Here is a 24096-nt window from a genome sequence, read left to right on the forward strand (position 1 = left end):
ACCTGAACTTAGTGAATCTATCTATCGGGTGGTGATCTGGTCCCAGCCTTCGACGGATTCGGGGCTGCGCGGTGCGGGTCCGACGTAGATGGCGGCGGGTCGGACCAGCTTGCCGAGCCGTTTCTGTTCCAGGATGTGGGCGCACCAGCCCGCGGTGCGGCCGCAGGTGAACATGGCGGGCATCATCCGGGCGGGGACGCCGGCGAAGTCGAGGATCACCGCGGCCCAGAATTCGACGTTGGTCTCGATGGCCCGGTCGGGACGACGTTCGCGCAGTTCGGTCAGCGCCGCCTGTTCGAGTGCGGCTGCGACTTCGAAGCGTGGCGCGTCGAGCCGCTTGGCGGTCGCCCGCAGGACCCGGGCCCGCGGGTCCTCGGCCTGGTAGACGCGGTGCCCGAAGCCCATCAGTTTCTCTTTGCGGTCGAGGATGCCCTTCACCAGCGCGCGGGCGTCGCCGGTGCGTTCGACTTCCTCGATCATCGGCAGCACCCGGGCCGGGGCGCCCCCGTGCAGCGGTCCGCTCATGGCCCCGACCGCGCCGGACAGTGCAGCCGCCACGTCGGCGCCGGTCGAGGCGATCACCCTGGCGGTGAACGTTGATGCGTTCATCCCGTGCTCGGCGGCCGATACCCAGTAGGCGTCGATGGCCTCGACGTGTCGGGGGTCCGGTTCACCCTGCCAGCGGGTCATGAATCGTGCTGTCACCGTGGTGCATTGGTCGATCATGCGTTGCGGCACGGCTGGCTGATAGATCCCGCGAGCGGACTGCGCGACGTAGGACAACGCCATCACCGACGCCCGGGCCAACTGGTCACGCGCGGTCTCGTCGTCGATGTCGAGCAGTGGGGCGAAACCCCAGATCGGAGCGAGCATGGCCAGGCCGGCCTGCACGTCGACCCGGACGTCACCGGTGTGGATGGGCAGGGGGAACGGCTCGGCGGGCGTCAGGCCGCGGCCGAATTTGGCGTCGACCAACAGTGCCCACACATCGCCGAAGGTGACGTGCTGCGATACCAGGTCCTCAATATCGACGCCCCGGTAGCGCAGTGCGCCGCCGTCCTTGTCCGGCTCGGCGATTTCGGTGGTGAACGCCACCACGCCGGCCAGGCCTTCGACGAAATCCTTGTGCACCGCGGAAGTCATGACCTCGATTGTTGCACCGTGGCTGGAGGTACCGTTGACCGCGTGGTTGACCCTGGCGGCGCGCACCTCGCAGGCATGCGTGTGGAATATGGCTCGGTGGAGAAGGACGGTAGTCCCGACCTCTCGGCCGATTGGCTCGATGAAGGTTGGCTTGCCTTGTTGCGCAAGTGGATTGGTGATGCCGAGCAAGCCGGCGTCGCGGAGCCCAACGCCATGGTGCTCGCCACGGTGGAGGCGGGAAGACCGGTCAGCCGGACGGTGTTGTGCAAGAGCGTGGATGAGACCGGAATCACGTTCTTCACCAACTACCACTCTGCCAAGGGTGCCGCCCTGGCCGTGACTCCCTACGCGTCGGTGACTTTCCCGTGGTTTCCGCTCGGCAGGCAGGTGCATGTGCGCGGTGCCGTTAGCAAGGTCAGTGCGGAGGCGACCGCCGAGTACTGGTCGCATCGGCCGCGCGGGTCGCAGCTGGGCGCCTGGGCCTCGCACCAGTCTCAGCCGATCGCCTCACGGGAGGTCCTACTGGACCAGCTGGCCGAGGTCACCGAACGCTTCGCCGGGCTCGCCGATGTGCCGGTGCCGCCGCACTGGGGCGGCTATCTGATCAGCCCGGAGACAATCGAATTCTGGCAGGGCCGGGAGAACCGGGTACACAACCGAATTCAGGTGACAGGCAGGCGCGTCGAGCGCTTGCAGCCGTGAGGCTGTTTGCCGATACCGCACCTCTGAGGCACCCCGACTTCCGTCGGCTGTGGTGGGCTGGTATCCCGACCGTCATCGGCGCGAACCTGACGATCTTCGCCGTGCCGGTACAGCTGTACATGCTCACGCAGAGTTCGGCCTATGTCGGGCTGGCCGGGGTGTTCGCCCTCGTGCCGCTGGTGGTGTTCGGCCTGTGGGGCGGCGCGCTGGCCGACGCCATGGACCGGCGCACGCTGCTGATCATCGCCTCGTGCGGGCTGGCCGTGGCATCGGTCTTGCTGTGGGCACAGGCCGCTCTGGCGCTCAACAACGTCTGGGTGGTGCTGTGCCTGCTCGCGGTCCAGCAGGCGTTCTTCGCGGTGAACTCGCCGACCAGGTCGGCGGCGATCCCACGGATGGTGCCCGAGGATCAACTGGCCGCCGCGAACTCGCTCAACATGACGGTGCAGCAGTTCGGGGCGATCGTCGGCCCGCTGCTCGCCGGTCTGATGTTGAGCTTCATGGACCTGTCCACCCTCTATCTGATCGACGCCGCCACCTGCCTGGCCCCGATCTGGGCGACGATGCGGGTCGCGAAGATGCCGCCCACCGGATCCGCCGAGGGCGCCTCGCGATGGGGTTTCGCGGCGGTCCTGGATGGCTTCCGCTATCTGGCCGGTAACACCGTCGTCCTGATGTCGTTCGTGGTCGATCTGATCGCGATGATCTTCGGGATGCCGCGGGCGCTGTTCCCGCAGATGGCGCACCAGAGTTTTGGTGGGCCTGTCGACGGCGGCACCACGATGGCGTTGCTGGCGGCCGCGATGTCGGTGGGTGCGGTGGCCGGTGGTGTGTTCTCCGGTTGGCTGCCCCGCGTCCGCAGGCAGGGGCTGTCGGTCGTGTTGATGATCGTCGTCTGGGGTTTGGCGATGGTGGGGTTCGGAGTGGCCGCGGGTTTTGCGCACGGGCATGCCGGCCCACTGTTGTGGGTTGCGCTGGCTTTCTTGGCCATCGGTGGGGCCGCCGACATGGTCTCCGCCGCGTTCCGGTCGACGATTCTGCAACAGGCAGCTTCCGATGATCTGCGCGGTCGGCTGCAGGGCGTGTTCATCGTCGTGGTGGCCGGCGGACCGCGCGTCGCGGACACGCTGCACGGCGCCGCGGCGGCGGCCATCGGGACGACCGCCGCGGCCGCCGGGGGCGGTGTGTTGGTGGTTCTGGGCGTGGTGTTTGCCGCGCTGGTGGTGCCCGCCTTCGTCCGGTACCGCGTCAGTGACCGACAAACTGCGGATACCGACAAAGTATGAGCACCGCGAAGTGCGCATATCGGCAGTTAGCGGGTGTGCCGATCCTGAACGGGGCTACGATTCGTGACTGTGGTTGATCTCCTTGGCGACGCCACCCCCGGGCTGCGTGAACGGAAGAAACAGCGGACGAGGGCGACTCTGATCGAGGCCGCGGTACGGCTTTGCCTGGAGCAGGGCTATGACAACACCACCGTCGAGCAGATCGCCGCCATCGCCGATGTCTCGCCCCGAACCTTCAGTCGCTACTTCGCCACCAAAGACGCAGTGGTCATGACCCTGCTCGAGGATCTGGTCGACGCCGTCGCCGTGGAGTTCGCCCAGGTCCCCAACGATGTCCCGGTGTTAGAAGCGATGCGCTACGCCCACGTCGCCGTGCTGAGTCGGGTGCGCTCCGGCCAGGTCCCCGGCGTGACCGCCGACCGGGTCGTGCTGATGTTGCGGATCGTCAACTCGACCCCGGGTCTGAAGATGGCCGCCACCGAATTCCGCCCGCATGCCACGACGCTCGCCGTAGCCGAGCGCCTCGGAGTCGGGCTCGCCGACCGCAGACTGCACCTGGTGCTCGCCGTCTGGTCGGCCATCATCGTCACCGCCTGTGGCGACCTCGTCGTCGATGTCGATGGCGTGGAACTGGGCCCGGAACTGATGGTCACCCGGATCGACGCGGCGTTCGATCAGTTCGTCACGATGACCGCGGACCTGCCCAGTAGCTGACGGTAGGGGACCGACACCGTCGGTGCCGTCACGCGGTTACGGGCGCCGTGGGAGCCAAACGGGCAACCCCCCGCAGGCGCGTCGAGGGGATAGCGACTACCTTCACCTAGTGACAGACAGCGTGGTCGCTGCCGAAGAGTGCAGAAGGGGTTCCTGTGGCCAGTAGTACCTCCCCAGATCCATCTCTGGACACCGCCACTCTCCAGTACCCGGGTGGTGAGCTGGACCTGGAGATCGTCCATGCCACCGAGGGTTCCGACGGTATTGCCCTGGGTCCGCTGCTGGCCAAGACGGGCTACACGACGTTCGACGGCGGGTTCGTCAACACCTCGGCGACCAAGTCGGCGATCACCTATATCGACGGTGACGCCGGGATCCTGCGTTACCGCGGGTACCCGATCGAGCAGCTTGCCGAGAAGTCGACGTTCATCGAGGTCAGCTATCTGTTGATCTACGGCGAACTTCCCTCGGCCGAGGAACTGGACGCATTCACCAACCAGATCCAACGGCACACCCTGCTGCACGAGGACCTCAAGCGGTTCTTCGATGGTTTTCCGCGCAATGCGCACCCGATGCCGGTGCTGTCGAGCGCCGCCAACGCGTTGAGCGCGTACTACCAGGATTCGCTGGACCCACTGGACAAGGAACAGGTCGAGCTGTCGACGATCCGGCTGCTGGCCAAGCTGCCGACCATCGCCGCCTATGCCTACAAGAAGTCGGTCGGTCAGCCTTTCCTGTACCCGGACAACACGTTGACCCTCGTCGAGAACTTCCTGCGGATGACATTCGGACTGCCCGCCGAGCCGTACGAGGTGGATCCCGAGATTGTCCGGGCTCTGGATCTGTTGCTGATCCTGCACGCCGACCACGAGCAGAACTGCTCGACGTCGACGGTGCGGTTGGTGGGCTCCTCGCAGGCCAACCTCTTCACGTCGATCTCCGGCGGCATCAACGCCTTGTGGGGCCCGCTGCACGGCGGTGCTAACCAGGCCGTGCTGGAGATGCTGCAGGGCATCAAGGAGAGTGGCGGCGACGTCCAGGAGTTCGTCCGCAAGGTCAAGAACCGCGAGGATGGCGTGAAGCTGATGGGCTTTGGGCACCGCGTGTACAAGAACTACGACCCGCGGGCGCGCATTGTCAAAGAGCAGGCCGACAAGATCCTCGGCAAGCTCGGCGTGCAGGACGAGATGCTCGATATCGCCAAGCAGCTCGAGGAGATCGCGCTGACCGACGATTTCTTCGTCGAGCGCAAGCTCTACCCGAACGTCGACTACTACACCGGCGTGATCTATCGGGCGATGGGCTTCCCGACCCGCATGTTCACCGTGCTCTTCGCCCTCGGCCGGCTGCCCGGCTGGATTGCGCACTGGCGGGAGATGCACGAGGAGCCCAGCAAGATCGGTCGGCCGCGTCAGATCTACACCGGATATACCGAGCGGGACTATGTCGCGATGGGCACCCGGTAGTCGAGGCCTGAAACACCGGGAACTTGCCAAAGCAACAGTTGTAGTTTAACAATTGTTGTGTGATTGAAACTGTTAGTGGGCTCAGTCGTGGCCGTAAGGCCATCATTCTGGTCTCGTGTTGTCTGAGCCTGCTGATCGTCTCGATGGACGCGACGATCGTGAACGTCGCGATCCCCGCCATCCGCTCCGACCTACACGCTTCCGCTCAGGACATTCAGTGGGTCATCGATATCTACACCCTGGTGCTTGCGTCATTGCTGCTGCTCTCCGGCGCCACGGCCGACCGGTTCGGCCGCCGCCGGGTCTTCCAGATCGGCCTGCTGGTCTTCGCCGCAGGCTCGCTACTGTGCAGCCTCGCACCCTCGATAGACATGCTGATCGGCGCGCGGTTACTGCAGGCCGTCGGCGGCTCCATGCTGAACCCGGTGGCCATGTCGATCATCACCCAGGTGTTCACCGGTCGCGTGGAACGTGCTCGGGCCATCGGGGTCTGGGGTGGGGTGGTCGGCATCTCGATGGCGCTCGGCCCGATCGTCGGCGGCGCGCTGATCGAATTCGTCGGATGGCGCTCGGTGTTCTGGATCAACCTGCCGATCTGCGCGCTGGCGATGGTGCTGACCGCCCTTTTCGTCCCGGAGAGCAAGTCGATCACGATGCGGAACATCGACCCCATCGGACAGGCGCTGGGCGTGACGTTCCTGTTCGGCATCGTGTTCGTCCTGATCGAGGGGCGCGGGTTCGGCTGGACCAGCCCCGTCACACTGGGGGTTCTGGCCGCGTCCCTGGTCGCCCTGGCCGCTTTCCTGCGCTATGAATCCCGCCGCAGCGACCCGTTCATCGACCTACGTTTCTTCCGCAGCATCCCGTTCGCCTCGGCGACGGTGACCGCGGTGTGCGCCTTCGCCTCGTGGGGCGCCTTCCTGTTCATGATGTCGCTGTATCTGCAGGGCTATCGCGGGTTCTCGGCGCTGCACACCGGCCTGCTCTACTTACCGATTGCCGTTGGTGCGCTGATCTTTTCGCCGCTGTCGGGTCGGATGGTCGGCCGGTTCGGCGCCCGGCCCTCGCTGCTGACCGCCGGCGTGCTGATCACCGCGGCCACCGTCATGCTGTCGTTCCTGACGGCACACACCTCGGTGTGGGCGCTGGTGGGAATCTTCGCGGTCTTCGGTATCGGCTTCAGCGTGGTGAATGCCCCGATCACCAACGCGGCGGTCAGCGGTATGCCGACCGACCGTGCCGGTGCGGCATCCGCGGTCGCCTCGACCAGCAGGCAGATCGGGGTGAGTCTCGGTGTGGCGCTGTGCGGTTCGATCGCGGCGTCCGCCCTGGCGGACACCAGGGTGGATTTCGCGGCTGCCGCGCGCCCGCTGTGGCTGGTCTGCGCGGTGCTCGGCCTGGTGGTCTTCGGTCTTGGTATCTTCGCTACGTCTGAGCGGGCCATGCGCTCGGCGGAGCGGTTGGCCCCGCTGATCGCCGGACCGGCGCACGGGGTCGGGAGGGCTCATGCAACGCAACCAACAGGGTGACAACGCCTTGGCCGACGCGGTCTGGCGTGACCTGTCCCGCTTCGTCTTCGACAACAGGGACACCTGGCGCCGGGCGGTCGTCGATCAGACCGGCCTGCCGTTCAGTCGGATCCGGATCCTCAAACGCCTTGCCCGCAGCCCACTTACGGTCAAAGAAGTGGCCCACAGCGCGACCATAGACGCGCCGGCGGCCACCGTCGCGGTCAATGATCTGGAAGAGCGCGGGCTGGTGGTGCGTGAGATCGACCCGGCGAACCGACGGTCGAAACTGGTCTCGCTGACCGAGGCCGGGCGCGCTGTCGTCGCCGGGATCGATGCCGCAGACGATCCCGCGCCGGAACAGTTGGCCGCGCTGGCCGATGACGACCTCAAGGCGCTGCGCGTCATCCTGGACCGGATCGCCCGCCGCTAGCGCCGGGGGATCGCCTCAGCCGAGGTAACCCTCCACCTCATCGGCCGGCCGCACGCTGGCGTCCTTGGGATCGCCACCGGTCTCCCGCAGGGCGCGGCGCTGCCGCAGCAGATCCCAGCACTGGTCGAGAGCGACCTCGATGGTGCGTAGGCGCTCGTGCTCCTCGGATTCGGTGATCTCGTGATGTTGCAGCTTCGCCCGCAGCTCCTTCTCCTCGCTGACGAGGTCGTGGATGCGTGCCAGGGTGTCGCCGTCATGTTCTGCCATCGCTCCAGTGTGCCAGTAGCCTGCGCGAGTGAATCCAACCCGTAGCGCGATTGTCACCGGTAGTTCCAGCGGGATCGGCCTGGCTGTGGTCCAGATGCTCCGCGAAGAGGGATATGGGGTGACGATGGTCGCCCGTCGTGCGGAAAAGCTCTCCACCGCAGAGCAATTGGTGTCTTCTGTACCGGGGCCCCCGGTGCACGCGCTGGCCGGGTCGGTGGCCGAGGAGGGATTCCTCGACGAAGTGGTGCAGTTCCACACGGCAACCTTCGGCGCACTGGATCTCCTGATGAACAATGCGGGTATCGCCTCGCGTACGCCGGTGGCAGATATCACCGCCGAGTTGCTCGACGAGCACTACGCCGTCAACACCCGCGCCGTGCTGTTGTTGACGAGCAAGAGCCTGCCTCTGCTGCAGGCGGCCGTCGCGGCGCGCGGAACCGCCCAGGTGGTCAACACGTCGTCCAACGCGGGCAAGCGAGGCGAGGCGAACCTGGGTGCGTACTCGGCCACCAAGGCCGCGGTCCTCGGCTTCACCGAGGCGCTGCACCAGGAGCTGTCGACCGCAGGCATCAAGGCCACCGCGATCTGTCCCGGGCTCGTCGACACCCCGATGGCCGATGACACCCGCGACGTGGTCTCGCCCTCGGAGATGATCGCGCCGCGCGATATCGCCGAGGCGGTGCGGATGACCACGCGGCTGTCCGCGTCGTGCACCGTGCCGGAGATCATCCTGCTGCGGCCGACGGATTGGATCCTTCCCCCCGACGCCTGAGCCGCCCGATAGTGTGTCCGGGTGACTTCAAAACCTGAGATCGAGTTTCCGGAGGGGCCGGCACCGGCCGACCTGGTCATCGAGGACATCGTGGTCGGCGACGGAGCCGAGGCGGTGCCGGGCGGCACGGTCGAGGTGCACTACGTCGGCGTCGAGTACGACACCGGCGAGGAGTTCGACAGCTCCTGGGACCGCAAGCAGTCCATCGAGTTTCCGCTGCGCGGCCTCATCCAGGGCTGGCAGGACGGTATCCCGGGGATGAAGGTCGGCGGCCGCCGCAAGCTCACCATCCCGCCGGAGTCGGCCTACGGTCCGGCCGGCGGCGGTCACCGGCTCTCGGGCAAGACGCTGATCTTCGTGATCGATCTGCTCGGCGTCCGCTGAGCAGGGGCCCTACTGGGTCCGCAGCACGAACCCGACGCCGCGCACGGTGTGCAGAAGTCGGGGTGCGCCACCGGCTTCCAGCTTTCGCCGCAGATAGCCGATGAACACGTCGACGACATTGGTGTCGGCGGCGAAGTCGTAACCCCAGACCAGTTCAAGCAACTGTGCCCGTGAGAGGACCGCGGTCTTGTGTTCGGCGAGCACCGCCAGTAGGTCGAATTCGCGTTTGGTCAGATCGACATCGACCCCGTTGACCCGGGCGCGCCGGCCCGGAATGTCCACCTCAAGGGGGCCCACCGCGATCGTCTCCGAGGAGAGGGTGGCCGTCGATCCGCGGCGGCGTAGCAGCGCGCGTACCCGAGCCACCAGTTCGGCCAGCACGAAAGGCTTGACGAGGTAGTCGTCGGCGCCGGCTTCCAGGCCGGCGACCCGATCGTCGACCGAGCTGCGGGCACTGAGCACGCAGACGGGGACGTCGTTGTCCATTGCGCGCAACGCGGTGACGACGCTGACGCCGTCGAGGATCGGCATGTTGATGTCCAGGATGATCGCGTCGGGGCGGGTCTCGGTGGCGCTGCGCAGAGCCTCGGCCCCGTCGACGGCGGTGGTGACCTCGAAACCGGACAACCGCAGTCCACGCTCCAGGGACGCGAGCACGTCGGCATCGTCGTCCACCACCAGCACTCGGGGCGAGGCCACACCACTGTCCATGCCGCCATCTTGCCTGATGGCGGCGACGGTCCGCGGTAGGCGCGAAGAGTTCATCTCATCGCGAAGCGCTGAGATTGGCTGGGTGCTAACGTTCGACCCTTATGCTCCCGAACACGTCCCGTTTGATTGTCGAGCCCGATGACGGCATGACGCCGGTGCTCGAATTCTTCGCCTCGGCGCAGGAATCGCTGCTGATAAAGCAGTTCACTTTCACCGAAGATCGATTCATCGACGCGGTGATCGAGCGCAAGAATGCCGGCCTCGACGTTCGGGTGATGCTCAACGCCAAACGTTCCGGCGGTGACCGCGCCAATGACGACACCTTCGAGCGATTCGTGAACGCCGGGATCGCGGTTCAGTGGTCCAGTCCGAGTTTCTACGTGACGCACGAGAAGTCGGTCGTGGTCGACGGGAAAGCTGCATTGGTCGCCACGTTCAACATGTGCGAGAAGTACTTCACATTGACCCGCGACTACGGTGTGATCACCTACGACCCGGTGCATGTGGCGCAGATCATCGACGTGTTCAATGCCGACTGGGAGCACCGGGAGTGGACGCCGGCGGCATTCGAGGGTCTGCTGTGGAGTAACTCCAATTCGCGCCTGCACATGGCTCACTTCATCGATTCGGCCCAGCATCGCCTCGATATTCAGCACCCCAAATATGTGGACGCGGTAATTCTCGACCACATCGCCGCGGCAGCCGATCGAGGTGTGAAAGTCCACGTCCTGTGCGGCGGTAAGCACGGCATCAGTGAATGGGACATTCTCGATACGTTCGCCTCGTTGCGGACGTTGCGCCGATTCGGTGTCAAGGTGCACAAGCAGAAGAACCTGCGCGTACACGCGAAGCTGTTGATCGCCGACAGCGAACGAGCTCTGGTCGGGTCGATGAACATCGATCGCAGCGCCTTCGATCTGCGCCGCGAGTTGGGCATCCTGGAAAGCGATCCCGTGGTGGTCGGTCGTTTGAAGACGATCTTCGATTTCGACTGGGACCTCTCCCATCAGTACGAGCCGCCGGATCCGATCGATGCCGCCAACCATGTAGAGGACGACTTTCCGCACGACGCGGAACTCGTTCATGAGTGAGGTCGAATCGGCGGAACCGAAGGTTTCGCTGTTCGAGATGGCTTTGACGTTCAACCACATCGCACTGGCGTCGTTCGGCGGCGGCCTTTCGGCCTGGTCCCGTGAAATAGTGGTCGTCGAGAAGAAGTGGATGGACGACGCCGAGTTTCTGTCCGCTATGACGATGTGCCGAATCATGCCCGGCGCCAACCAGGTGAACATGGCGGTGTTCGTCGGGTCCAAAATGCGTGGCCTCCCCGGTGTCGGCGCCGCTCTCGTCGGGCTGTGTTTCATGCCAATGGTTTTCGTACTGGCGATGGCGTTCCTGTATTTCCGCTTCAAGGAGATCCCGGCGGTCAAGGGGGTGCTGCACGGCGCCTCCGCCGCCGCCGTCGCGCTCACCGTCGCGATGGTGATCAAGACCGGCAAGCAATGTCTGACCGGCGTGGTTCCCGTGCTGCTGTTCGGTACGGCTTTCGTGCTGAACGGGGTGGTGCGGTTGCCGTTGCTGGAGACCCTGGCGATCCTGGCGCCGCTGAGCCTGATCTGGGCCTGGCCCCGTAAGTCGAAGCAAAAGACCGCGTGAGCACCTACCTGCAGCTGATCTCGCTATTCGGCATGTTGTCACTGTTGTCGATCGGCGGCGGCAATGCCGTCCTGCCGGAGATGCACCTGCGGGCCGTGCACGGTCAGCACTGGCTGTCGGATTCGCAGTTCGCCGATATCTTCTCGATCTCGCAGACGGCGCCGGGACCGAGCATCCTGATCGTCACGATGGTCGGCTACGCCGCCGGCCTGCACGTGGCGGGCATCCCCACCGCGATCCTCGGCGGCGTGATCGCCACCGTCGCGATGATCGTCCCGGCGGCCTCGCTGATGTACGTCGTGACGCTGTTCTGGCAGAAGGCACAGAAATCGAAGTGGCGGATCGCGGTCGAGAAGGGTTTCGCGCCGCTGACCGTGGGCCTGATCCTGGCCACGTCGCTGGTGATGAGCAAGGCCGCCGATCACGACTGGCGGGCGTACATCCTGACCGCGATCTGTACGCTGATCTTCGTTCGCAGCAAGATCAATCCATTGTTCATCGTCGGCATTGCCGGACTGATCGGTTACTTCGGAATTGTGTAGCGAATTAATTGCGGTAGCTATTCGCTGATCATGTGACGGGGAGTTGTTTTGTCTCCCAGTATGTTCCGCTAAGCTGGCCGGTCTCGGTTCGATCCTGGCCTGACCGTCGATAGGTGAGCTCACGCGGACCGAGCCACCCAGGGTGGTGACGTGGCCGGTGTGCCGGTGCTGCACACCCCAGAGTCGGCGGCGCGCCCACCGCGGAATCAGATTGACCTCGTTCTTTGTTGAGGTTTTACCGTGGGCACTGTGAGTGCAAAAAGCTGAGTTCAGAAACCATCGCCGGGCACAGCCGGTCGGGCGAGTCGAAAGTCGGTTGCTGGACGCGATGTCATAGGTGTGGGATAGACAAGATAGTGATGGGTGACTCGATGCACACGGATGAGACGGGGCTTCGCTCCGAGCCGGTGATCGCGCCGCCGCCGCGCCGGATCAGGTCGTCATCGGACATTCTCCGTCTGCTGCCGTACTTGAAGCCCTACCGCGTGCGGTGGATCGCGATGCTCGTCGCCGCGCTGCTCAGCCTGGTCGCCACCGTGGTCATCCCACTGATGACGAAGGCCGTGATCGACGGACCGGTACGCCACCAGGACCAGCAGCAGCTGTGGGTGCTGGGCGCCGCGGCGATGGCCGTCCTGGTCTCGGAAGCTGTGCTGTGGTTCATTCGGCGCTGGCTGGTCGCCCGCGCGACGATGGGCGTTGAGGCCGACATCCGCAAGGATCTCTACGCCCGCCTGCAGATCCTGCCGATGGCGTTTCACGGCAGGTGGCAGTCGGGCCAGTTGCTGTCCCGGGTGATGAACGACCTGAGCACCATCCGGTCCTTCCTGTCCTTCGGGCTGCTGTTCCTGTTGCTCAACGTGGTCCAGATCATCGTGGTGACGGGCATCCTGCTGGCGATGTACTGGCCGCTGGGTGTCGTGGTGGTGGTCTCGATCGTGCCGATCACCGCGACCGTGCTGCACTTTCAGCGGCAGTACACCAAGCTGTCGCGGGCCGCGCAGGACCAGTCCGGCAACGTCGCCACGCACGTAGAGGAGCAGGCACTCGGGCTGCGGGTGGTCAAGGCGTTCGGCCGGGAGGAGTACGCCTACGACCGGTTCGACCAGCGCGCCACCACCCTGTTCGACACCGAGGTGCGCAAGGTGATGGTGTCGGCGAAGTTCTGGACGCTGCTTGAGGCCATCCCCAGCGTCAGCCTGATCATCGTGCTGGGCCTGGGGGCCTACGCGGCGGGCAGCGGTCTGGTCACCATGGGCACCCTGGTCGCGTTCATCACGATGATGCTGTCGTTGGTATGGCCCATCTCGTCGCTGGGCTTTCTGCTGTCGATGACGCAGGAGGCCATGACGGCGGCCAACCGGGTCGCCGAGATCTTCGACGCCCCGCGGGAGATCACCGACGGGCCCGAGCGCGCCGCGCCCCGCGGCGGCCGCCTGGAGCTCGTCGACGTCGGTTTTCGGTTCCCGTCGGACAGTTCGGGCGGCGCGGACCAATGGGCGCTGCGGCACGTCAACCTCACCGTCGAGGCCGGCGAGACGCTGGCTCTGGTCGGGGCGACCGGATCGGGCAAATCCGTTCTGGTGTCGCTGCTTTCGCGGCTCTACGACGTCACCGAGGGCGCGATCCTGATCGACGGGCGCGATATCCGCGAACTCTCGCTGCCGGCGCTGCGGAACGCGGTGGCCACCGCATTCGAGGATCCGACGCTGTTCTCGATGTCGGTGGCGGAGAACATCCGGCTCGGTCGGCCCGACGCCGGTGAGATGGAGCTCGCGCAGGCCATCGACGTGGCTGCCGCCGACTTCGTCTACCAGCTGCCATTCGGGCTGGAGACCCGCATCGGGGAACAGGGTATGAGTCTGTCCGGTGGGCAGCGCCAACGCCTCTCGCTGGCTCGGGCGTTGTTGGCCGCACCGTCGATCCTGGTGCTCGACGACACGCTCTCGGCGCTGGACGTGCACACCGAAGCCAAGGTCACCGAAGCCCTGCAGCGGGTGTTGGCGTCGGTCACCGGCGTCGTGGTGGCCAACCGGGCGTCGACCGTGCTGCTGGCGGACCGGGTGGCGCTGCTCGAAGGTGGCACCATCACCCGTGTCGGCAGGCATGTCGAGTTGCTCGCCGATGCGCCCGAATACCGCTACCTGCTCGCCGCGGACAGTGACCTCCTCGACCCAGACGACCCGACCGAGCGCGACTGCGACTGGGAGCAGGACGACGACCGAAGACGGCTCGATCATCTGTATCTGGAACGTGAAGCGGCGGACCGCCTGTGAGCACCACGGACTGGCGCGGCCGGGCGGTCAGCAACGATGACGACGACTTGCCCGTCGACGAGTCGATCTCGCGGCGCCGCGAGGCGCGCACCCTGCTGGGTTCGCTGTTGCGGCCCTACGCCGCCGCGGTGGCGCTGTTGGCGATCGTCGTGGTGGCCGAGAACGCCGCCCGGCTGTCGGTGCCGCTGCTGGTGCAGCGGGGGATCGACCATGGCATCCCGCCGATCGTCGACGGTGGATCGGTCCGCGAGCTCCTGCTGATCGTCGCGGCATTGTGCGGCGTGGTGCTGGTCCAGGCCAGCAGCCGGATGTTCTTCCTGCGGCGTTCCGGGCGCATCGGCCAGGAAGTCCTGCTTGAGTTGCGCCGCAGGATTTTTCGGCACTTCCAGCGCCTCGACGTGGCCTTTCACGACCGCTACACCTCTGGGCGGGTGGTGGCCCGCTCGACCAACGACGTCGAAGCCATCCAGGAGATGCTGGAGACCGGGTTCGACGGTCTGATCACCGCCATCCTGACGCTGTTGGGAACATCGGTGCTACTCGTCGTGCTCGACCCCAAACTCGGCCTGACGTGTCTGGGCGCGTTCCCCGTTCTGGTGCTGCTGGTGTGGTGGTTTCGCACCCAGTCCGCCAAGACGTACAAGAAGGTGCGCGAGAGCGCGGCGTTGGTGATCGTGCAGTTCGTGGAGACGATGACCGGTATCAAAGCCGTGCAGGCCTACCGCCGCGAGCCGCGCAACCAGGAGATCTTCACCGACGTCGCCGACGAGTACAAGAACATCAACGAGCGGGCGTTCAAGTTGTTGGCGGTGTTCATGCCCGGTGTCCGGCTGGTCGGCAACATCACCACCGGGATGGTATTGCTCTACGGCGGCTACCGCGTGCTGCACGGCGAGATGACGCTCGGCACGCTGACCGCCTTCCTGTTGTATCTGCGGATCTTCTTCGAGCCGATGCAGGAGATCTCGCAGTTCCTCAACACCTTCCAGTCGGCCGCCGCCGCGCTGGAGAAGATCGCCGGTGTACTGGCCGAGGTCCCCGGCATCCAGGACCCGGCTCAGCCGGTGGCGCTGTCGAAGGTGAAGGGCGACATCCGGTTTCACGACGTGACCTTCGCCTACGTGCCGGATCGGCCGGTGCTGCCCAATCTCTCGCTGGACGTCCCGGCGGGGCAGACCGTCGCACTGGTGGGCACCACCGGCGCCGGTAAGACCACGATCGCCAAATTGATCGCACGCTTCTACGACCCGACGTCGGGGGCGATCACCCTGGACGGGGTCGACCTGCGGGATCTGGCGCAGCCCGAGCTGCGCCGGCACGTGGTGATGGTGACGCAGGAGAACTTCATGTTCGAGGGCACCGTCGCCGACAACATCCGGTTCGGCCGGCCCGACGCCACCGACGACGAAGTGCGGGGCGCGGCGGAGGCGGTCGGCGCGGACCGTTTCATCGACCTGCTGCCCGAGGGGTACGAGACCGATGTCGCCAAGCGGGGCGGTCGGTTGTCGGCCGGACAGCGACAGCTCGTCGCGTTCGCGCGCGCGTTCCTGGCGGATCCGGCCGTGCTGATCCTCGACGAGGCGACGTCATCGCTGGACATTCCCAGCGAGCGGATGGTGCAGCGCGCGTTGGCGCGGGTGCTGGCCGACCGGACCGCCCTGGTCATCGCACACCGCCTGTCCACCGTTGAGGTCGCCGACCGGGTGCTGGTCCTCGAGCACGGCCGCATCATCGAGGACGGCCCGCCAGCCGAGCTGATCGAACGCAACGACGGCCGGTACGCGGCGCTGCACAGCGCCTGGGTCGAATCGCTGGCCTGACCGTTGACGCTGAACCAACTGCGCGCCTTCATCGAAGCGCACCGGCTCGGGGCGCGTCGCGCCGGTCGAGACCTAGGGGATCAGCCGGGCGCGACGTGCTCGCGAGACCGATTCGTATCTGGTCTTGGTACCGAGTTTGGCTGCGGCGCTGCGCAAGTAGCTCTTCACCGTCTCCGGTTTCAGGGAAAGTCGTTGGGCGGCTTCACTGTTGGTGCACCCCATGGCGACTTGCGCCAGTACGTCCAGCTCACGAGCGGTCAACGGTGCACTCACCGCGGTTTGCTCGGCGCTGATCGCCCCGACCAGCCGATCGGCGAGGCGCCGCAGTTGTGCCGCGGTACCGGGCGCCACGGTGCTGTCCGACGCCAGACGGCGCAGGTGGGCATGCACGGCCCGGATGTCCTCTGGCGCGGCCACCGTTTCCCCGAAGCCGGCCAGGTGCGCCTCACGCAGTCGCAGGCGGCGGTCGACCTCGTCGCGCACCTTGAATTCCATGCTCAATCGGCGCGCGGAGGCGACCATCAGACCGGCCGTCCGGTCACCGATCGGGCCGCCCACCCGGTAGGCGCCGTAAAGCATTGCCCTGGCCACGCCGTCCACCAGAACGGGCACCGCCAGGATCGACCGAATGCCTTCGCAAAGCACCGGCGCGTCGTAATCGTGGGTGATGCTGGAGGCGCTGCGGTAGTCCGTCACCGACATCGGCCGACCCGCGACCATGCTGGCGCCGCCGAGCCCTGAGCTCGATCGGACCCCCAACCCACGCAGCATGGCGGTCCTGGTGCCGAGGAATTCACTGAGCAGCAGGGTGTCTCCGTGCACCTCGCCGCCGAACAGCACCGGGACCGAGCCCACGGTGGCCACCTGGCGCAGTTCGGCGCGCAGCGCGTCGGTATCGCGCGGCCGGAGCAGGGCGTCCGCCTTTCCGGGAGCCATGACAGTCCCCTCCTTCGGGGGTAGCGGGCGGGCAGCTGTGACGTAGATCCTATCTGGCATGGGGACCAATACCGACCTGTACCGCGGCGCCCGCGACCAGCTCGTCGCTCTGATCAGCGATTACGACAGGGCCGTCGAGGAATTCTGCTGGCCGAGCGTGACCGGCACCTTCAACTGGGCCACCGATTGGTTCGACGTCATCGCTCGTGACTCCGACACCGCAGACCGCACCGCTTTGTGGATCGTCGAGCAGGACGGCTCCGAACAGAAGGTGACGTTCGCCGAGATGGCGCAGCGGTCCGACCGCGTTGCGGCGTGGCTCGAACGGCTCGGCGTCGGCAAAGGCGACCGGGTCATCCTGATGCTCGGCAATCAGGTCGAGCTGTGGGAGTCGATGCTGGCCGTGGCCAAGCTCGGCGCCGTCGTCATGCCGACCACCAGCGCGCTCGGACCGGCCGACCTCACCGACCGGATTGCCAGGGGCGGGGCGCGGTTCGTCATCGCCAACACCGGCGATACCGCCAAGTTCGACGACGTACCCGGCGACTACGGGCGCATCGTGGTCGGCGCTCCGGTGCCCGGGTGGCACGGCTACGCCGACGCTTACGTGCTCCCGGCCGAGCCGCGGGCGGCCGTCACCACCGTGGATGACCCGCTGCTGGTGTACTTCACCTCGGGCACCACCAGCAGGCCCAAACTCGTCGAGCACACGCAGATCAGCTACCCCGTCGGCCACATGTCGACGATGGCGTGGATCGGCGTACGCCCCGGCGACGTGCACCTGGCGATCAGTTCACCCGGCTGGGCCAAACACGCCTGGAGTTGCTTCTTCGCGCCGTGGATCGCGGAAGCGACGATCTTCGTCTACAACTACGGCCGGTTCGACGCCGCCGCCCTGTTGCATCAGATCCGCCGCGCGGGGGTGTCGACGTTTTGCGCGCCGCCGACGGTCTGGCGGATGCTCATCCAGGCCGATCTCGGCGCGAAACCCGAAGGGCTGCGCGAGATCCTCGGCGCCGGTGAACCGCTCAACCCCGACGTCATCGCGCAGGTCGAGAAGGCGTGGGGGCTGACCATCCGGGACGGTTTCGGGCAGACGGAGACCACCCTGTCGGTGGGGAACACCCCCGGCCAGCCCGTCAAGGCCGGATCGATGGGCCGGCCGATGCCAGGTGTCCCGGTGGTGCTGGTGAATCCGGTGACCGGTGAGCTTGCCGACGAGGGCGAGATCTGCCTGGACCTGCGGGAGCGGCCGCTGAGCCTGATGACCGGCTATCTCGGTGATCCGGAGCGCAACGAAGCCGTGATGGCCGGTGGGTACTACCACACCGGCGATGTCGCCAGCCGCGACGAGGACGGTTACATCACCTTCATCGGCCGCACCGACGACGTCTTCAAATGCTCGGATTACAAGGTCTCGCCGTTCGAGCTGGAAAGCGTCCTGATCGAGCATCCGGCCGTCGTCGAGGCCGCGGTGGTCCCGCAACCCCACCACACCAAACTGGCTGTGCCCAAGGCGTATATCGCGTTGGCTGACGGCTGGGAGGCTGGCGCCGACACCGCTCGGGCCATCCTCGAGCATGCCCGCGATCACCTCGCCCCGTACCTGAAGGTCCGCCGCGTCGAGTTTTTCGAACTGCCGAAGACCATCTCGGGCAAGATCCGGCGCGTCGAACTGCGCAGGCGCGAAGAGGACGCACACAACGCGGGCACCGCGATCGACACCGAGTACCGCTACGAAGATCTGGTGGACTGACGATGGAGTCTTACGACGCCGGCCCGACCGACACCCCGGTCCTCGAAGAGACCATCGGTGCCAACTTGGCCCGGATCGCCGCCGCCCACCCCGATATCGAGGCGCTCGTCGACGTGGCGGCGGGCACTCGGTGGACGTACGCCGAACTGGATGCCGAAACCGATCTGGTAGCCCGGGGTTTGATGGCGCTGGGGATCGACAAGGGTGACCGGGTGGGCATCTGGGCGCCCAACCGCGCCGAATGGACCATCGTGCAGTACGCGTCTGCCAAGATCGGCGCGATCCTGGTCAACGTCAACCCCGCCTACCGGACCCACGAATTGGCCTATGTGCTCAACCAGTCAGGGGTGCGGACCCTGATCTCCGCGACCACCTTCAAGACGTCGGACTACCGCGACATGGTCGAGCAGGTGCGCCCGGAAACGCCTGCGCTGCAGCAGGTGATCTTCCTCGACACCGATGACTGGGCACACCTGCGGGCCGGCGCCGCTTCGGTCGCTGTGGAAGCGCTGGCCGCGCGGCTGTCGGAGCTGACCAACGCCGATCCGATCAATATCCAATACACCTCGGGGACAACGGGATTCCCCAAGGGTGCGACGCTGTCACACCGCAACATCCTCAACAACGGGTACTTTGTCACCGACCTGATCAACCTGACCCCCGGTGACCGGCTGTGCATTCCGGTGCCCTTCTACCACTGCTTCGGCATGGTGATGGGGAACCTGGGCTGCACGACGCACGCAGCGACGATGGTCATCCCGGCGCCGGGTTTCGATCCGGGTGCGACGCTGGCGGCGGTCGAGAAGGAACGGTGTACCGGCGTCTACGGCGTCCCCACCATGTTCATCGCGATGCTCGGCCATCCCGAGTTCGCCGACTACGACCTGTCCTCGTTGCGCACCGGGATCATGGCCGGCGCAGTCTGCCCGATCGAAGTGATGAAACGTTGCGTCAACGACATGCACATGACCGAGGTGGCGATCGCCTACGGCATGACCGAGACCTCACCGGTGTCGTGCCAGACCCTGATCGACGATGACGAGGAGCGGCGCACTTCGTCGATCGGCCGGGCCCATCCGCATATCGAGGTCAAGATCGTCGACCCGGCGACCGGGGAGGTCGTGGAGCGTGGACAGCCGGGGGAGTTCTGCACCCGCGGTTACTCGGTGATGTTGGGGTACTGGAACGATCTCGAAAAGACCGCCGAAGCAATCGATTCCGAGGGCTGGATGCACACCGGCGACCTGGCGGTGATGCGCGACGACGGCTATTGCACGGTCGTCGGCCGCATCAAGGATATGGTCATCCGAGGGGGCGAGAACGTCTACCCACGAGAGATCGAGGAGTTCCTCTACACCCATCCCGATGTCGACGACGCCCAGGTGATCGGCGTACCGGATGCCAAATACGGTGAAGAGATCTGCGCCTGGATCCGGATGCGCGCCGGGGCGGCACGATTGGACGCCGACGCGGTGCGCTCGTTCGCCAAAGGCAAGCTGGCCCACTACAAGATCCCGCGGTATGTGCACATCGTCGAGGAATTCCCCATGACGGTGACGGGCAAGATCCGCAAGGTCGACATGCGTGCCGAGATGGTGCGGTTGCTCGGGCTCTAGCGTCGTGACCGGATACAGCTCAGGCCAGTAGCGGACTGAGCCGGTCCGCGCAGTCGACCAGGGTGGGCACCTGCCGTTGCAGCAGTTCGTGCTGGTCGGCGCGGCCCGACATCGCCAGGGCGGCCACCAGCGCGCCGGCCGGGGCCCGGACCGGCACGGCCACACACGCCGATCCGTCGCGCAGTTCACCCGTCTGGGTTGCGATACCCCGGTCTCTGACCACCTCAAGCTGTTCGGCCAGTACGGTTTTGGACGTCACTGTCTGCTCGGTCAGTGCGGCGAGCGGGGCCGTCAGCAATCCGTCGATATCGCTCTTCTCGGCCAGTAACAACTTCCCGACGGCGCACGCGTGCAGATTGCGGTTCAGTACCGCCTCGTCGGCCGGTGGCGGGAATTCGGCGTCGGCGTCCGCGGTCCGCACCGCGGTGTTGGTGAAATAGAACAGGTGCACACCGAATCGGACGGACAGGCGCAGTTCCGCGAGGACTTCGCGGGCGGCGGTGCACACCGTGGGTGTCACGGCAGCGTCGATCAGCAACCCCATCCGGCGGCCGAGGGAGAAGCCGGACAGATCCGGTAACCGTACGATGTAGCCGTCGGCCACAAGGAGATTGAGTAGCCGGTAGGTGGTCGCGGACGGTAGCGAGAGGTGCTCGGCGATCTCCTTCGCGGTCACCCCGACACCGGCACGGGCGACTTCCTCGAGGACCCGCAGCGCACTCTGTACGGCCTTGGGTTGCCGGCCCGACAGTGAGCCGTCGGCGGGGCTCATCGACGGACCTCCCACGGGTTGTAGTCGGCGAACACATCCGAGGTCACGGTCTCGTCGAAGACGCCGACCCGCTCGGACAGGTCCGGTACGACGCGCCGCCGCACCACGAACAGTGCGATCCCGGCTGTCAGCAGCCCACCGTATACGGCGGTCGCGATCCACACCGGGGAATCGACGGTCAGTGCCGCCCATACCACCACGGCGATCATCAGTGCGGCGGTGATCAGGCCGACACACAGTGGCGTACGGGTCAATTCGCCGATCCGGCGGAGAAAGGCCGGTGTCGCCAAGCACACCAGCAGGTAGGCGCCGACGTAACCGTGGGCGGACAGGGCGAGTAGCCCGATCAGCACGTCGCGGCTGGATCCCGCGATGAACAGGTACGCCACCGGCACGCCGACGATCACCGGCATCGCGACACACAGCGCGATGTGCGGCGTGCGATATCGGCGGTGCGCCAGCCCCATCCGGTGTGAGACCACACCTTCGCGGCCCATTGCGAACAATGTCCGCGACAGCGCGGTGGTCGAGCCGATGACGCAGGCGAACCACGACGCGGTGATACCGAGTTCCAGCGCGATCGACAACACGGTCGACCCCGCGCCCGCGGAGGCGGGCAGCGCCAAAACGATTGGTAGCGAGCTGAGTCCGCCGCGGACGGTCCCGCCCAGCTGCATGGCCGCGGCGAAGGTGTACAGCACCCCCAGGGCGACGGGTGTCCATCGGATGGCGCGGGGCACGGAGACGAACGGGTTGCGGGCCTCACGGGCCACTGTGCCCGCGCTCTCGAACCCCACGTAGGAGACGATGGCCAGCAGCAACGCGAAACCGAATGCCGAATGTGTTTCCGGTGCTGCCGGTTGCGGCGGGTCGTGGCCGCGGGCTACCGACGAGGTGAACGCGATGATCAGCACCGTCGCGGCGACGACGATCGCGAACACCTCGACCGTCAGGGAAGTCCTGGCGGACAGGCGAATACCCCGGATCATCAGCGTCAGGGCAACTGCACCGACGGCGACCGCGAGCACCGCGATCGTCGCCGCGCCGTCGGGAACACCGACCCGGCCCAGCAACGCGGTCAGGTAGCTTGCGGCGCCCAGTGTGCTGGCCATGGCGGCCCCCGCGTAGCCGACGACCACCGACCAGCCCGCCGCGATTCCCGGCACCGGTCCCAGTCCTTTGACGGTGTAGCTGTAGAGGCCGCTGACCGCAACCATCCGGGTGGCGAACTGACTGACGCAGTAGCCGACCGCGGCCATCAGCAGCGCGGCGACGACGAACGCGGCCAGCGTCCAGCGTCCGGCTGCGGGGATCACCAGGGCGGGCAGGGTCACCATCACCGCCGACGGTGCGACCGCCGAGACGGACTGCCCGAGTACCTGGGCGAAGGACAGCTGTGCCCGCTGCAGGCCCGATACGGGCGAGCTGCTCCTCATGGCCCGTCTGTCGCCCATTCGTCGGAAGGTAGCCCATCGCCGGTCGTATCGAGTGTTTTCGGGATGAAATTCTGAGGATCGTCAAATGAGAATCGGCCGCGGAGAGGCTCGCGGTTGGGTCGGTTTTTCCGCCTACTGCATGGTGTCATCTGCTGTGATCGCCGCTCGGAAATGAGAATTCTCCGGTGTCGTCGAATGAGAATTCCGTGCGCTTCAATATCCATTCGAATAAGGTGGTGACGCGCACCACATTCGGGCGTAGTTTCTGCGCTATGCCAACTCTGATCAGTGCTAATTCTGATGCCAGTCGAGATACCAACGTTGATCTGGATCCGCGAGTGGTCGACTTTGTCTCGGCACCGAGGCAGATGTACATCGACGGTCTGTGGGTCGACGCGCTGTCCGGCGCTCGCTTCGACACCGTGGACCCGGCCACCGAACAGGTGATCACCGCTGTTCCGCGCAGTGGAGCCGAAGACGTCGAGCGGGCTGTCCGCGCAGCACGCCGGGCCTTCGACGAGGGGCCGTGGCCCTCGATGACGCCGGCTGAGCGGCAACGGATGATCTGGCGCATCGGTGAGGGCATCACGGCCCGGGCGGATATGTTCGCGCAGTTGGAGACCATCGACAACGGCAAGTCGGTGGCCGTCGCGCGGGCGGTGGACGTCACGTGGGCTGCGGAGATCTTCTACTACTACGCCGGCTGGGCCACCAAGATCGAGGGCCGCACCGTCCCGGTCTCGGTGCCGTGGGCTCCCGGCGGCCGGTTCCACGCCTTCACGCTGCGCGAGCCGGTCGGGGTGTGCGCCCAGATCGTGCCGTGGAACTTCCCGCTGGTGATGGCGGCGTTCAAGGTCGCACCCGCCCTGGCCTGCGGGAATACCGTAATCCTCAAGCCTGCCGAGCAGACCCCGCTGACCGCGCTGCTGCTCGCCGAAGTGATCGCCGAGGCCGGCGTGCCCGACGGGGTGGTCAACGTGCTGACCGGATTCGGGGACGTCGGCGCCGCATTGTCAGCCCACCCGGGAGTGGACAAGGTGGCGTTCACCGGGTCGACCGAGGTCGGCAAGAAGATCGTCAACGCGGCGTCGGGGAATCTCAAGAAGGTCTCGCTGGAACTCGGCGGCAAGAGCCCGCAGGTGGTTTTCGCCGACGCGGACCTCGAGGCCGCGATCCCCGGTGCGGCCGGCGGCTTCCTGTTCAATCACGGCCAGACCTGCACCGCGGGCACCCGCCTGCTGGTCGAGGACAGCATTTTCGAGGAGTTCACCCAGGGTGTCGCGGAGTTCGCCCGCGCCCAGAAGATCGGGCCCGGGCTCGACCCGACCAACGACATCGGCCCGTTGGTCTCTCGCGAGCAGTTCACCAAGGTCACCGGATATCTCGACGCCGGGATCGGCCAAGGTGCCCGCGCTTTGGCGGGCGGGGGCCGGCACGGGGATACCGGCTTCTACGTACAGCCGACCCTGTTGGTGGACGTCGAGCGCGATTTCAGCGTCTATCAGGAGGAGATCTTCGGGCCGGTCGCCGTCGCGGTGCCGTTCAACCGCGAGCGGGGGGTGCGCTTTGCGGCGAACGACACGCCGTACGGGTTGGCCGCGAGCGTGTGGACCCGTGATGTGTCGACGGCGCATGAGGTGGCGGCTCAGATCAAGGCGGGCACCGTATGGGTCAACTGCCATAACGCCTTCGACACCGCCCTGCCCTTCGGCGGCTACAAGCAATCCGGTTGGGGCCGGGAACTCGGTGAAGGAGCCATTGCTGAATACACCCAGACGAAGGCTGTGAATATCGCGCTGTAGTTCTCAGGCGCTCGAATGGGAATTCGGGCGCACGCCATTCTCATTTGAGCTTCGAAAAAGCTAACGGCCCCGCAACCAATGATCATCCGCCTTAGATG

At 66.1% G+C, this 24096-nt stretch carries 22 protein-coding genes; 16 read left to right on the forward strand and 6 right to left on the reverse strand.

Going from position 1 to position 24096, the window contains the following annotated elements:
- Nucleotides 1-21: 21 nt before the first annotated feature.
- Complete coding sequence (locus H7J73_RS16690; protein WP_264068623.1) at nucleotides 22-1143, reverse strand: citrate synthase 2; 1122 nt, start codon at nucleotides 1141-1143, stop codon at nucleotides 22-24.
- Between the two features lie 75 nt (nucleotides 1144-1218).
- On the opposite strand from H7J73_RS16690, the gene pdxH reads away from it, so the two are divergent.
- The 6 genes from pdxH (at nucleotide 1219) to H7J73_RS16720 (ending at nucleotide 7252) form a co-directional block, all read left to right on the forward strand.
- On the forward strand, nucleotides 1219-1845 hold the full coding sequence (pdxH, locus tag H7J73_RS16695) for a pyridoxamine 5'-phosphate oxidase (protein ID WP_264068875.1): 627 nt from the start codon (nucleotides 1219-1221) through the stop codon (nucleotides 1843-1845).
- Complete coding sequence (locus tag H7J73_RS16700; RefSeq protein ID WP_264068624.1) at nucleotides 1842-3131, forward strand: MFS transporter; 1290 nt, start codon at nucleotides 1842-1844, stop codon at nucleotides 3129-3131. The genes pdxH and H7J73_RS16700 overlap by 4 nt, the downstream gene beginning before the upstream one ends.
- 69 nt (nucleotides 3132-3200) lie before the next feature.
- Entirely contained in the window at nucleotides 3201-3845 is a 645-nt protein-coding gene (locus H7J73_RS16705; RefSeq protein ID WP_264068625.1) for a TetR/AcrR family transcriptional regulator, read from the forward strand.
- A 155-nt stretch (nucleotides 3846-4000) separates the two neighbouring features.
- Nucleotides 4001-5311: a citrate synthase gene (locus H7J73_RS16710; protein ID WP_264068626.1), complete on the forward strand. Its 1311-nt coding sequence runs from the start codon at nucleotides 4001-4003 to the stop codon at nucleotides 5309-5311.
- A gap of 59 nt (nucleotides 5312-5370) precedes the next feature.
- On the forward strand, nucleotides 5371-6840 hold the full coding sequence (locus tag H7J73_RS16715) for an MFS transporter (RefSeq protein WP_264068627.1): 1470 nt from the start codon (nucleotides 5371-5373) through the stop codon (nucleotides 6838-6840).
- Nucleotides 6818-7252, forward strand: a complete 435-nt coding sequence (locus H7J73_RS16720; RefSeq protein WP_264068628.1) for a MarR family winged helix-turn-helix transcriptional regulator — start codon at nucleotides 6818-6820, stop codon at nucleotides 7250-7252. Before H7J73_RS16715 ends, H7J73_RS16720 begins: the two co-directional genes overlap by 23 nt.
- 15 nt (nucleotides 7253-7267) lie before the next feature.
- On the opposite strand, the gene H7J73_RS16725 is transcribed toward H7J73_RS16720, so the two are convergent.
- Entirely contained in the window at nucleotides 7268-7519 is a 252-nt protein-coding gene (locus H7J73_RS16725) for a DUF2630 family protein (protein WP_264068629.1), read from the reverse strand.
- Between the two features lie 28 nt (nucleotides 7520-7547).
- Here H7J73_RS16725 and H7J73_RS16730 point away from each other — a divergent pair, with 28 nt between their 5' ends.
- Complete coding sequence (locus H7J73_RS16730) at nucleotides 7548-8291, forward strand: SDR family oxidoreductase (protein WP_264068630.1); 744 nt, start codon at nucleotides 7548-7550, stop codon at nucleotides 8289-8291.
- Between the two features lie 21 nt (nucleotides 8292-8312).
- Complete coding sequence (locus H7J73_RS16735; RefSeq protein ID WP_264068631.1) at nucleotides 8313-8675, forward strand: FKBP-type peptidyl-prolyl cis-trans isomerase; 363 nt, start codon at nucleotides 8313-8315, stop codon at nucleotides 8673-8675.
- A 9-nt stretch (nucleotides 8676-8684) separates the two neighbouring features.
- Here the strand turns inward: H7J73_RS16735 and prrA are convergent, their stop codons facing one another.
- Entirely contained in the window at nucleotides 8685-9386 is a 702-nt protein-coding gene (gene prrA / locus H7J73_RS16740) for a two-component system response regulator PrrA (protein ID WP_264068632.1), read from the reverse strand.
- A 101-nt stretch (nucleotides 9387-9487) separates the two neighbouring features.
- Here prrA and H7J73_RS16745 point away from each other — a divergent pair, with 101 nt between their 5' ends.
- From H7J73_RS16745 to H7J73_RS16765, 5 genes are all read left to right on the forward strand, one after another.
- Nucleotides 9488-10477, forward strand: a complete 990-nt coding sequence (locus H7J73_RS16745) for a phospholipase D-like domain-containing protein (protein ID WP_264068633.1) — start codon at nucleotides 9488-9490, stop codon at nucleotides 10475-10477.
- Nucleotides 10470-11042 carry a chromate transporter gene (locus H7J73_RS16750; RefSeq protein ID WP_264068634.1) on the forward strand — a complete coding sequence of 191 codons (573 nt, stop codon included), beginning with the start codon at nucleotides 10470-10472 and terminating at the stop codon, nucleotides 11040-11042. The genes H7J73_RS16745 and H7J73_RS16750 overlap by 8 nt, the downstream gene beginning before the upstream one ends.
- Complete coding sequence (locus tag H7J73_RS16755) at nucleotides 11039-11584, forward strand: chromate transporter (RefSeq protein ID WP_264068635.1); 546 nt, start codon at nucleotides 11039-11041, stop codon at nucleotides 11582-11584. The genes H7J73_RS16750 and H7J73_RS16755 overlap by 4 nt, the downstream gene beginning before the upstream one ends.
- Nucleotides 11585-11943: 359 nt before the next feature.
- Complete coding sequence (locus H7J73_RS16760) at nucleotides 11944-13860, forward strand: ABC transporter ATP-binding protein (RefSeq protein ID WP_435405514.1); 1917 nt, start codon at nucleotides 11944-11946, stop codon at nucleotides 13858-13860.
- The gene (locus H7J73_RS16765) at nucleotides 13857-15680 is read left to right on the forward strand and encodes an ABC transporter ATP-binding protein (protein ID WP_264068638.1); all 1824 of its coding nucleotides are present in this window, start codon (nucleotides 13857-13859) and stop codon (nucleotides 15678-15680) included. The genes H7J73_RS16760 and H7J73_RS16765 overlap by 4 nt, the downstream gene beginning before the upstream one ends.
- 72 nt (nucleotides 15681-15752) lie before the next feature.
- Here H7J73_RS16765 and H7J73_RS16770 read toward each other — a convergent pair whose 3' ends face one another.
- The gene (locus tag H7J73_RS16770; protein ID WP_264068639.1) at nucleotides 15753-16616 is read right to left on the reverse strand and encodes a helix-turn-helix transcriptional regulator; all 864 of its coding nucleotides are present in this window, start codon (nucleotides 16614-16616) and stop codon (nucleotides 15753-15755) included.
- A gap of 58 nt (nucleotides 16617-16674) precedes the next feature.
- Between H7J73_RS16770 and H7J73_RS16775 the strand changes: the two genes are divergently transcribed.
- Together H7J73_RS16775 and H7J73_RS16780 are read left to right on the forward strand one after the other, a co-directional pair.
- Nucleotides 16675-18372: an AMP-binding protein gene (locus tag H7J73_RS16775; RefSeq protein ID WP_264068640.1), complete on the forward strand. Its 1698-nt coding sequence runs from the start codon at nucleotides 16675-16677 to the stop codon at nucleotides 18370-18372.
- A gap of 2 nt (nucleotides 18373-18374) precedes the next feature.
- Nucleotides 18375-19988, forward strand: coding sequence for an AMP-binding protein (locus tag H7J73_RS16780; protein WP_264068641.1), 1614 nt, complete (start codon nucleotides 18375-18377; stop codon nucleotides 19986-19988).
- 19 nt (nucleotides 19989-20007) lie between these two features.
- Here the strand turns inward: H7J73_RS16780 and H7J73_RS16785 are convergent, their stop codons facing one another.
- Together H7J73_RS16785 and H7J73_RS16790 are read right to left on the reverse strand one after the other, a co-directional pair.
- Entirely contained in the window at nucleotides 20008-20760 is a 753-nt protein-coding gene (locus H7J73_RS16785) for an IclR family transcriptional regulator (protein WP_264068642.1), read from the reverse strand.
- On the reverse strand, nucleotides 20757-22214 hold the full coding sequence (locus H7J73_RS16790; RefSeq protein ID WP_435405515.1) for an APC family permease: 1458 nt from the start codon (nucleotides 22212-22214) through the stop codon (nucleotides 20757-20759). Before H7J73_RS16790 ends, H7J73_RS16785 begins: the two co-directional genes overlap by 4 nt.
- 254 nt (nucleotides 22215-22468) lie before the next feature.
- Here H7J73_RS16790 and H7J73_RS16795 point away from each other — a divergent pair, with 254 nt between their 5' ends.
- Nucleotides 22469-23998 (forward strand): aldehyde dehydrogenase family protein, encoded by a 1530-nt coding sequence (locus tag H7J73_RS16795; protein WP_264068645.1) that lies wholly within the window; start codon nucleotides 22469-22471, stop codon nucleotides 23996-23998.
- Nucleotides 23999-24096: the final 98 nt, after the last annotated feature.

Source organism: Mycolicibacterium komossense (assembly GCF_025822605.1).
In the GTDB taxonomy this organism is placed as follows: domain Bacteria; phylum Actinomycetota; class Actinomycetes; order Mycobacteriales; family Mycobacteriaceae; genus Mycobacterium; species Mycobacterium komossense.

What these genes read in the sequence shown, in the direction of transcription:
- H7J73_RS16750 (WP_264068634.1), top strand. Translation starts at nt 10,470, where the DNA reads ATGAGTGAGGTCGAATCGGCGGAACCGAAGGTTTCGCTGTTCGAGATG.
- H7J73_RS16760 (WP_435405514.1), top strand. Translation starts at nt 11,944, where the DNA reads ATGGGTGACTCGATGCACACGGATGAGACGGGGCTTCGCTCCGAGCCG.
- H7J73_RS16745 (WP_264068633.1), top strand. Translation starts at nt 9,488, where the DNA reads ATGCTCCCGAACACGTCCCGTTTGATTGTCGAGCCCGATGACGGCATG.
- H7J73_RS16795 (WP_264068645.1), top strand. Translation starts at nt 22,469, where the DNA reads ATGCCAACTCTGATCAGTGCTAATTCTGATGCCAGTCGAGATACCAAC.
- H7J73_RS16790 (WP_435405515.1), bottom strand. Translation starts at nt 22,214, where the DNA reads ATGGGCGACAGACGGGCCATGAGGAGCAGCTCGCCCGTATCGGGCCTG.
- H7J73_RS16725 (WP_264068629.1), bottom strand. Translation starts at nt 7,519, where the DNA reads ATGGCAGAACATGACGGCGACACCCTGGCACGCATCCACGACCTCGTC.
- H7J73_RS16690 (WP_264068623.1), bottom strand. Translation starts at nt 1,143, where the DNA reads ATGACTTCCGCGGTGCACAAGGATTTCGTCGAAGGCCTGGCCGGCGTG.
- prrA (WP_264068632.1), bottom strand. Translation starts at nt 9,386, where the DNA reads ATGGACAGTGGTGTGGCCTCGCCCCGAGTGCTGGTGGTGGACGACGAT.
- H7J73_RS16780 (WP_264068641.1), top strand. Translation starts at nt 18,375, where the DNA reads ATGGAGTCTTACGACGCCGGCCCGACCGACACCCCGGTCCTCGAAGAG.
- H7J73_RS16775 (WP_264068640.1), top strand. Translation starts at nt 16,675, where the DNA reads ATGGGGACCAATACCGACCTGTACCGCGGCGCCCGCGACCAGCTCGTC.
- pdxH (WP_264068875.1), top strand. Translation starts at nt 1,219, where the DNA reads ATGCGTGTGGAATATGGCTCGGTGGAGAAGGACGGTAGTCCCGACCTC.
- H7J73_RS16770 (WP_264068639.1), bottom strand. Translation starts at nt 16,616, where the DNA reads ATGGCTCCCGGAAAGGCGGACGCCCTGCTCCGGCCGCGCGATACCGAC.
- H7J73_RS16785 (WP_264068642.1), bottom strand. Translation starts at nt 20,760, where the DNA reads ATGAGCCCCGCCGACGGCTCACTGTCGGGCCGGCAACCCAAGGCCGTA.
- H7J73_RS16720 (WP_264068628.1), top strand. Translation starts at nt 6,818, where the DNA reads ATGCAACGCAACCAACAGGGTGACAACGCCTTGGCCGACGCGGTCTGG.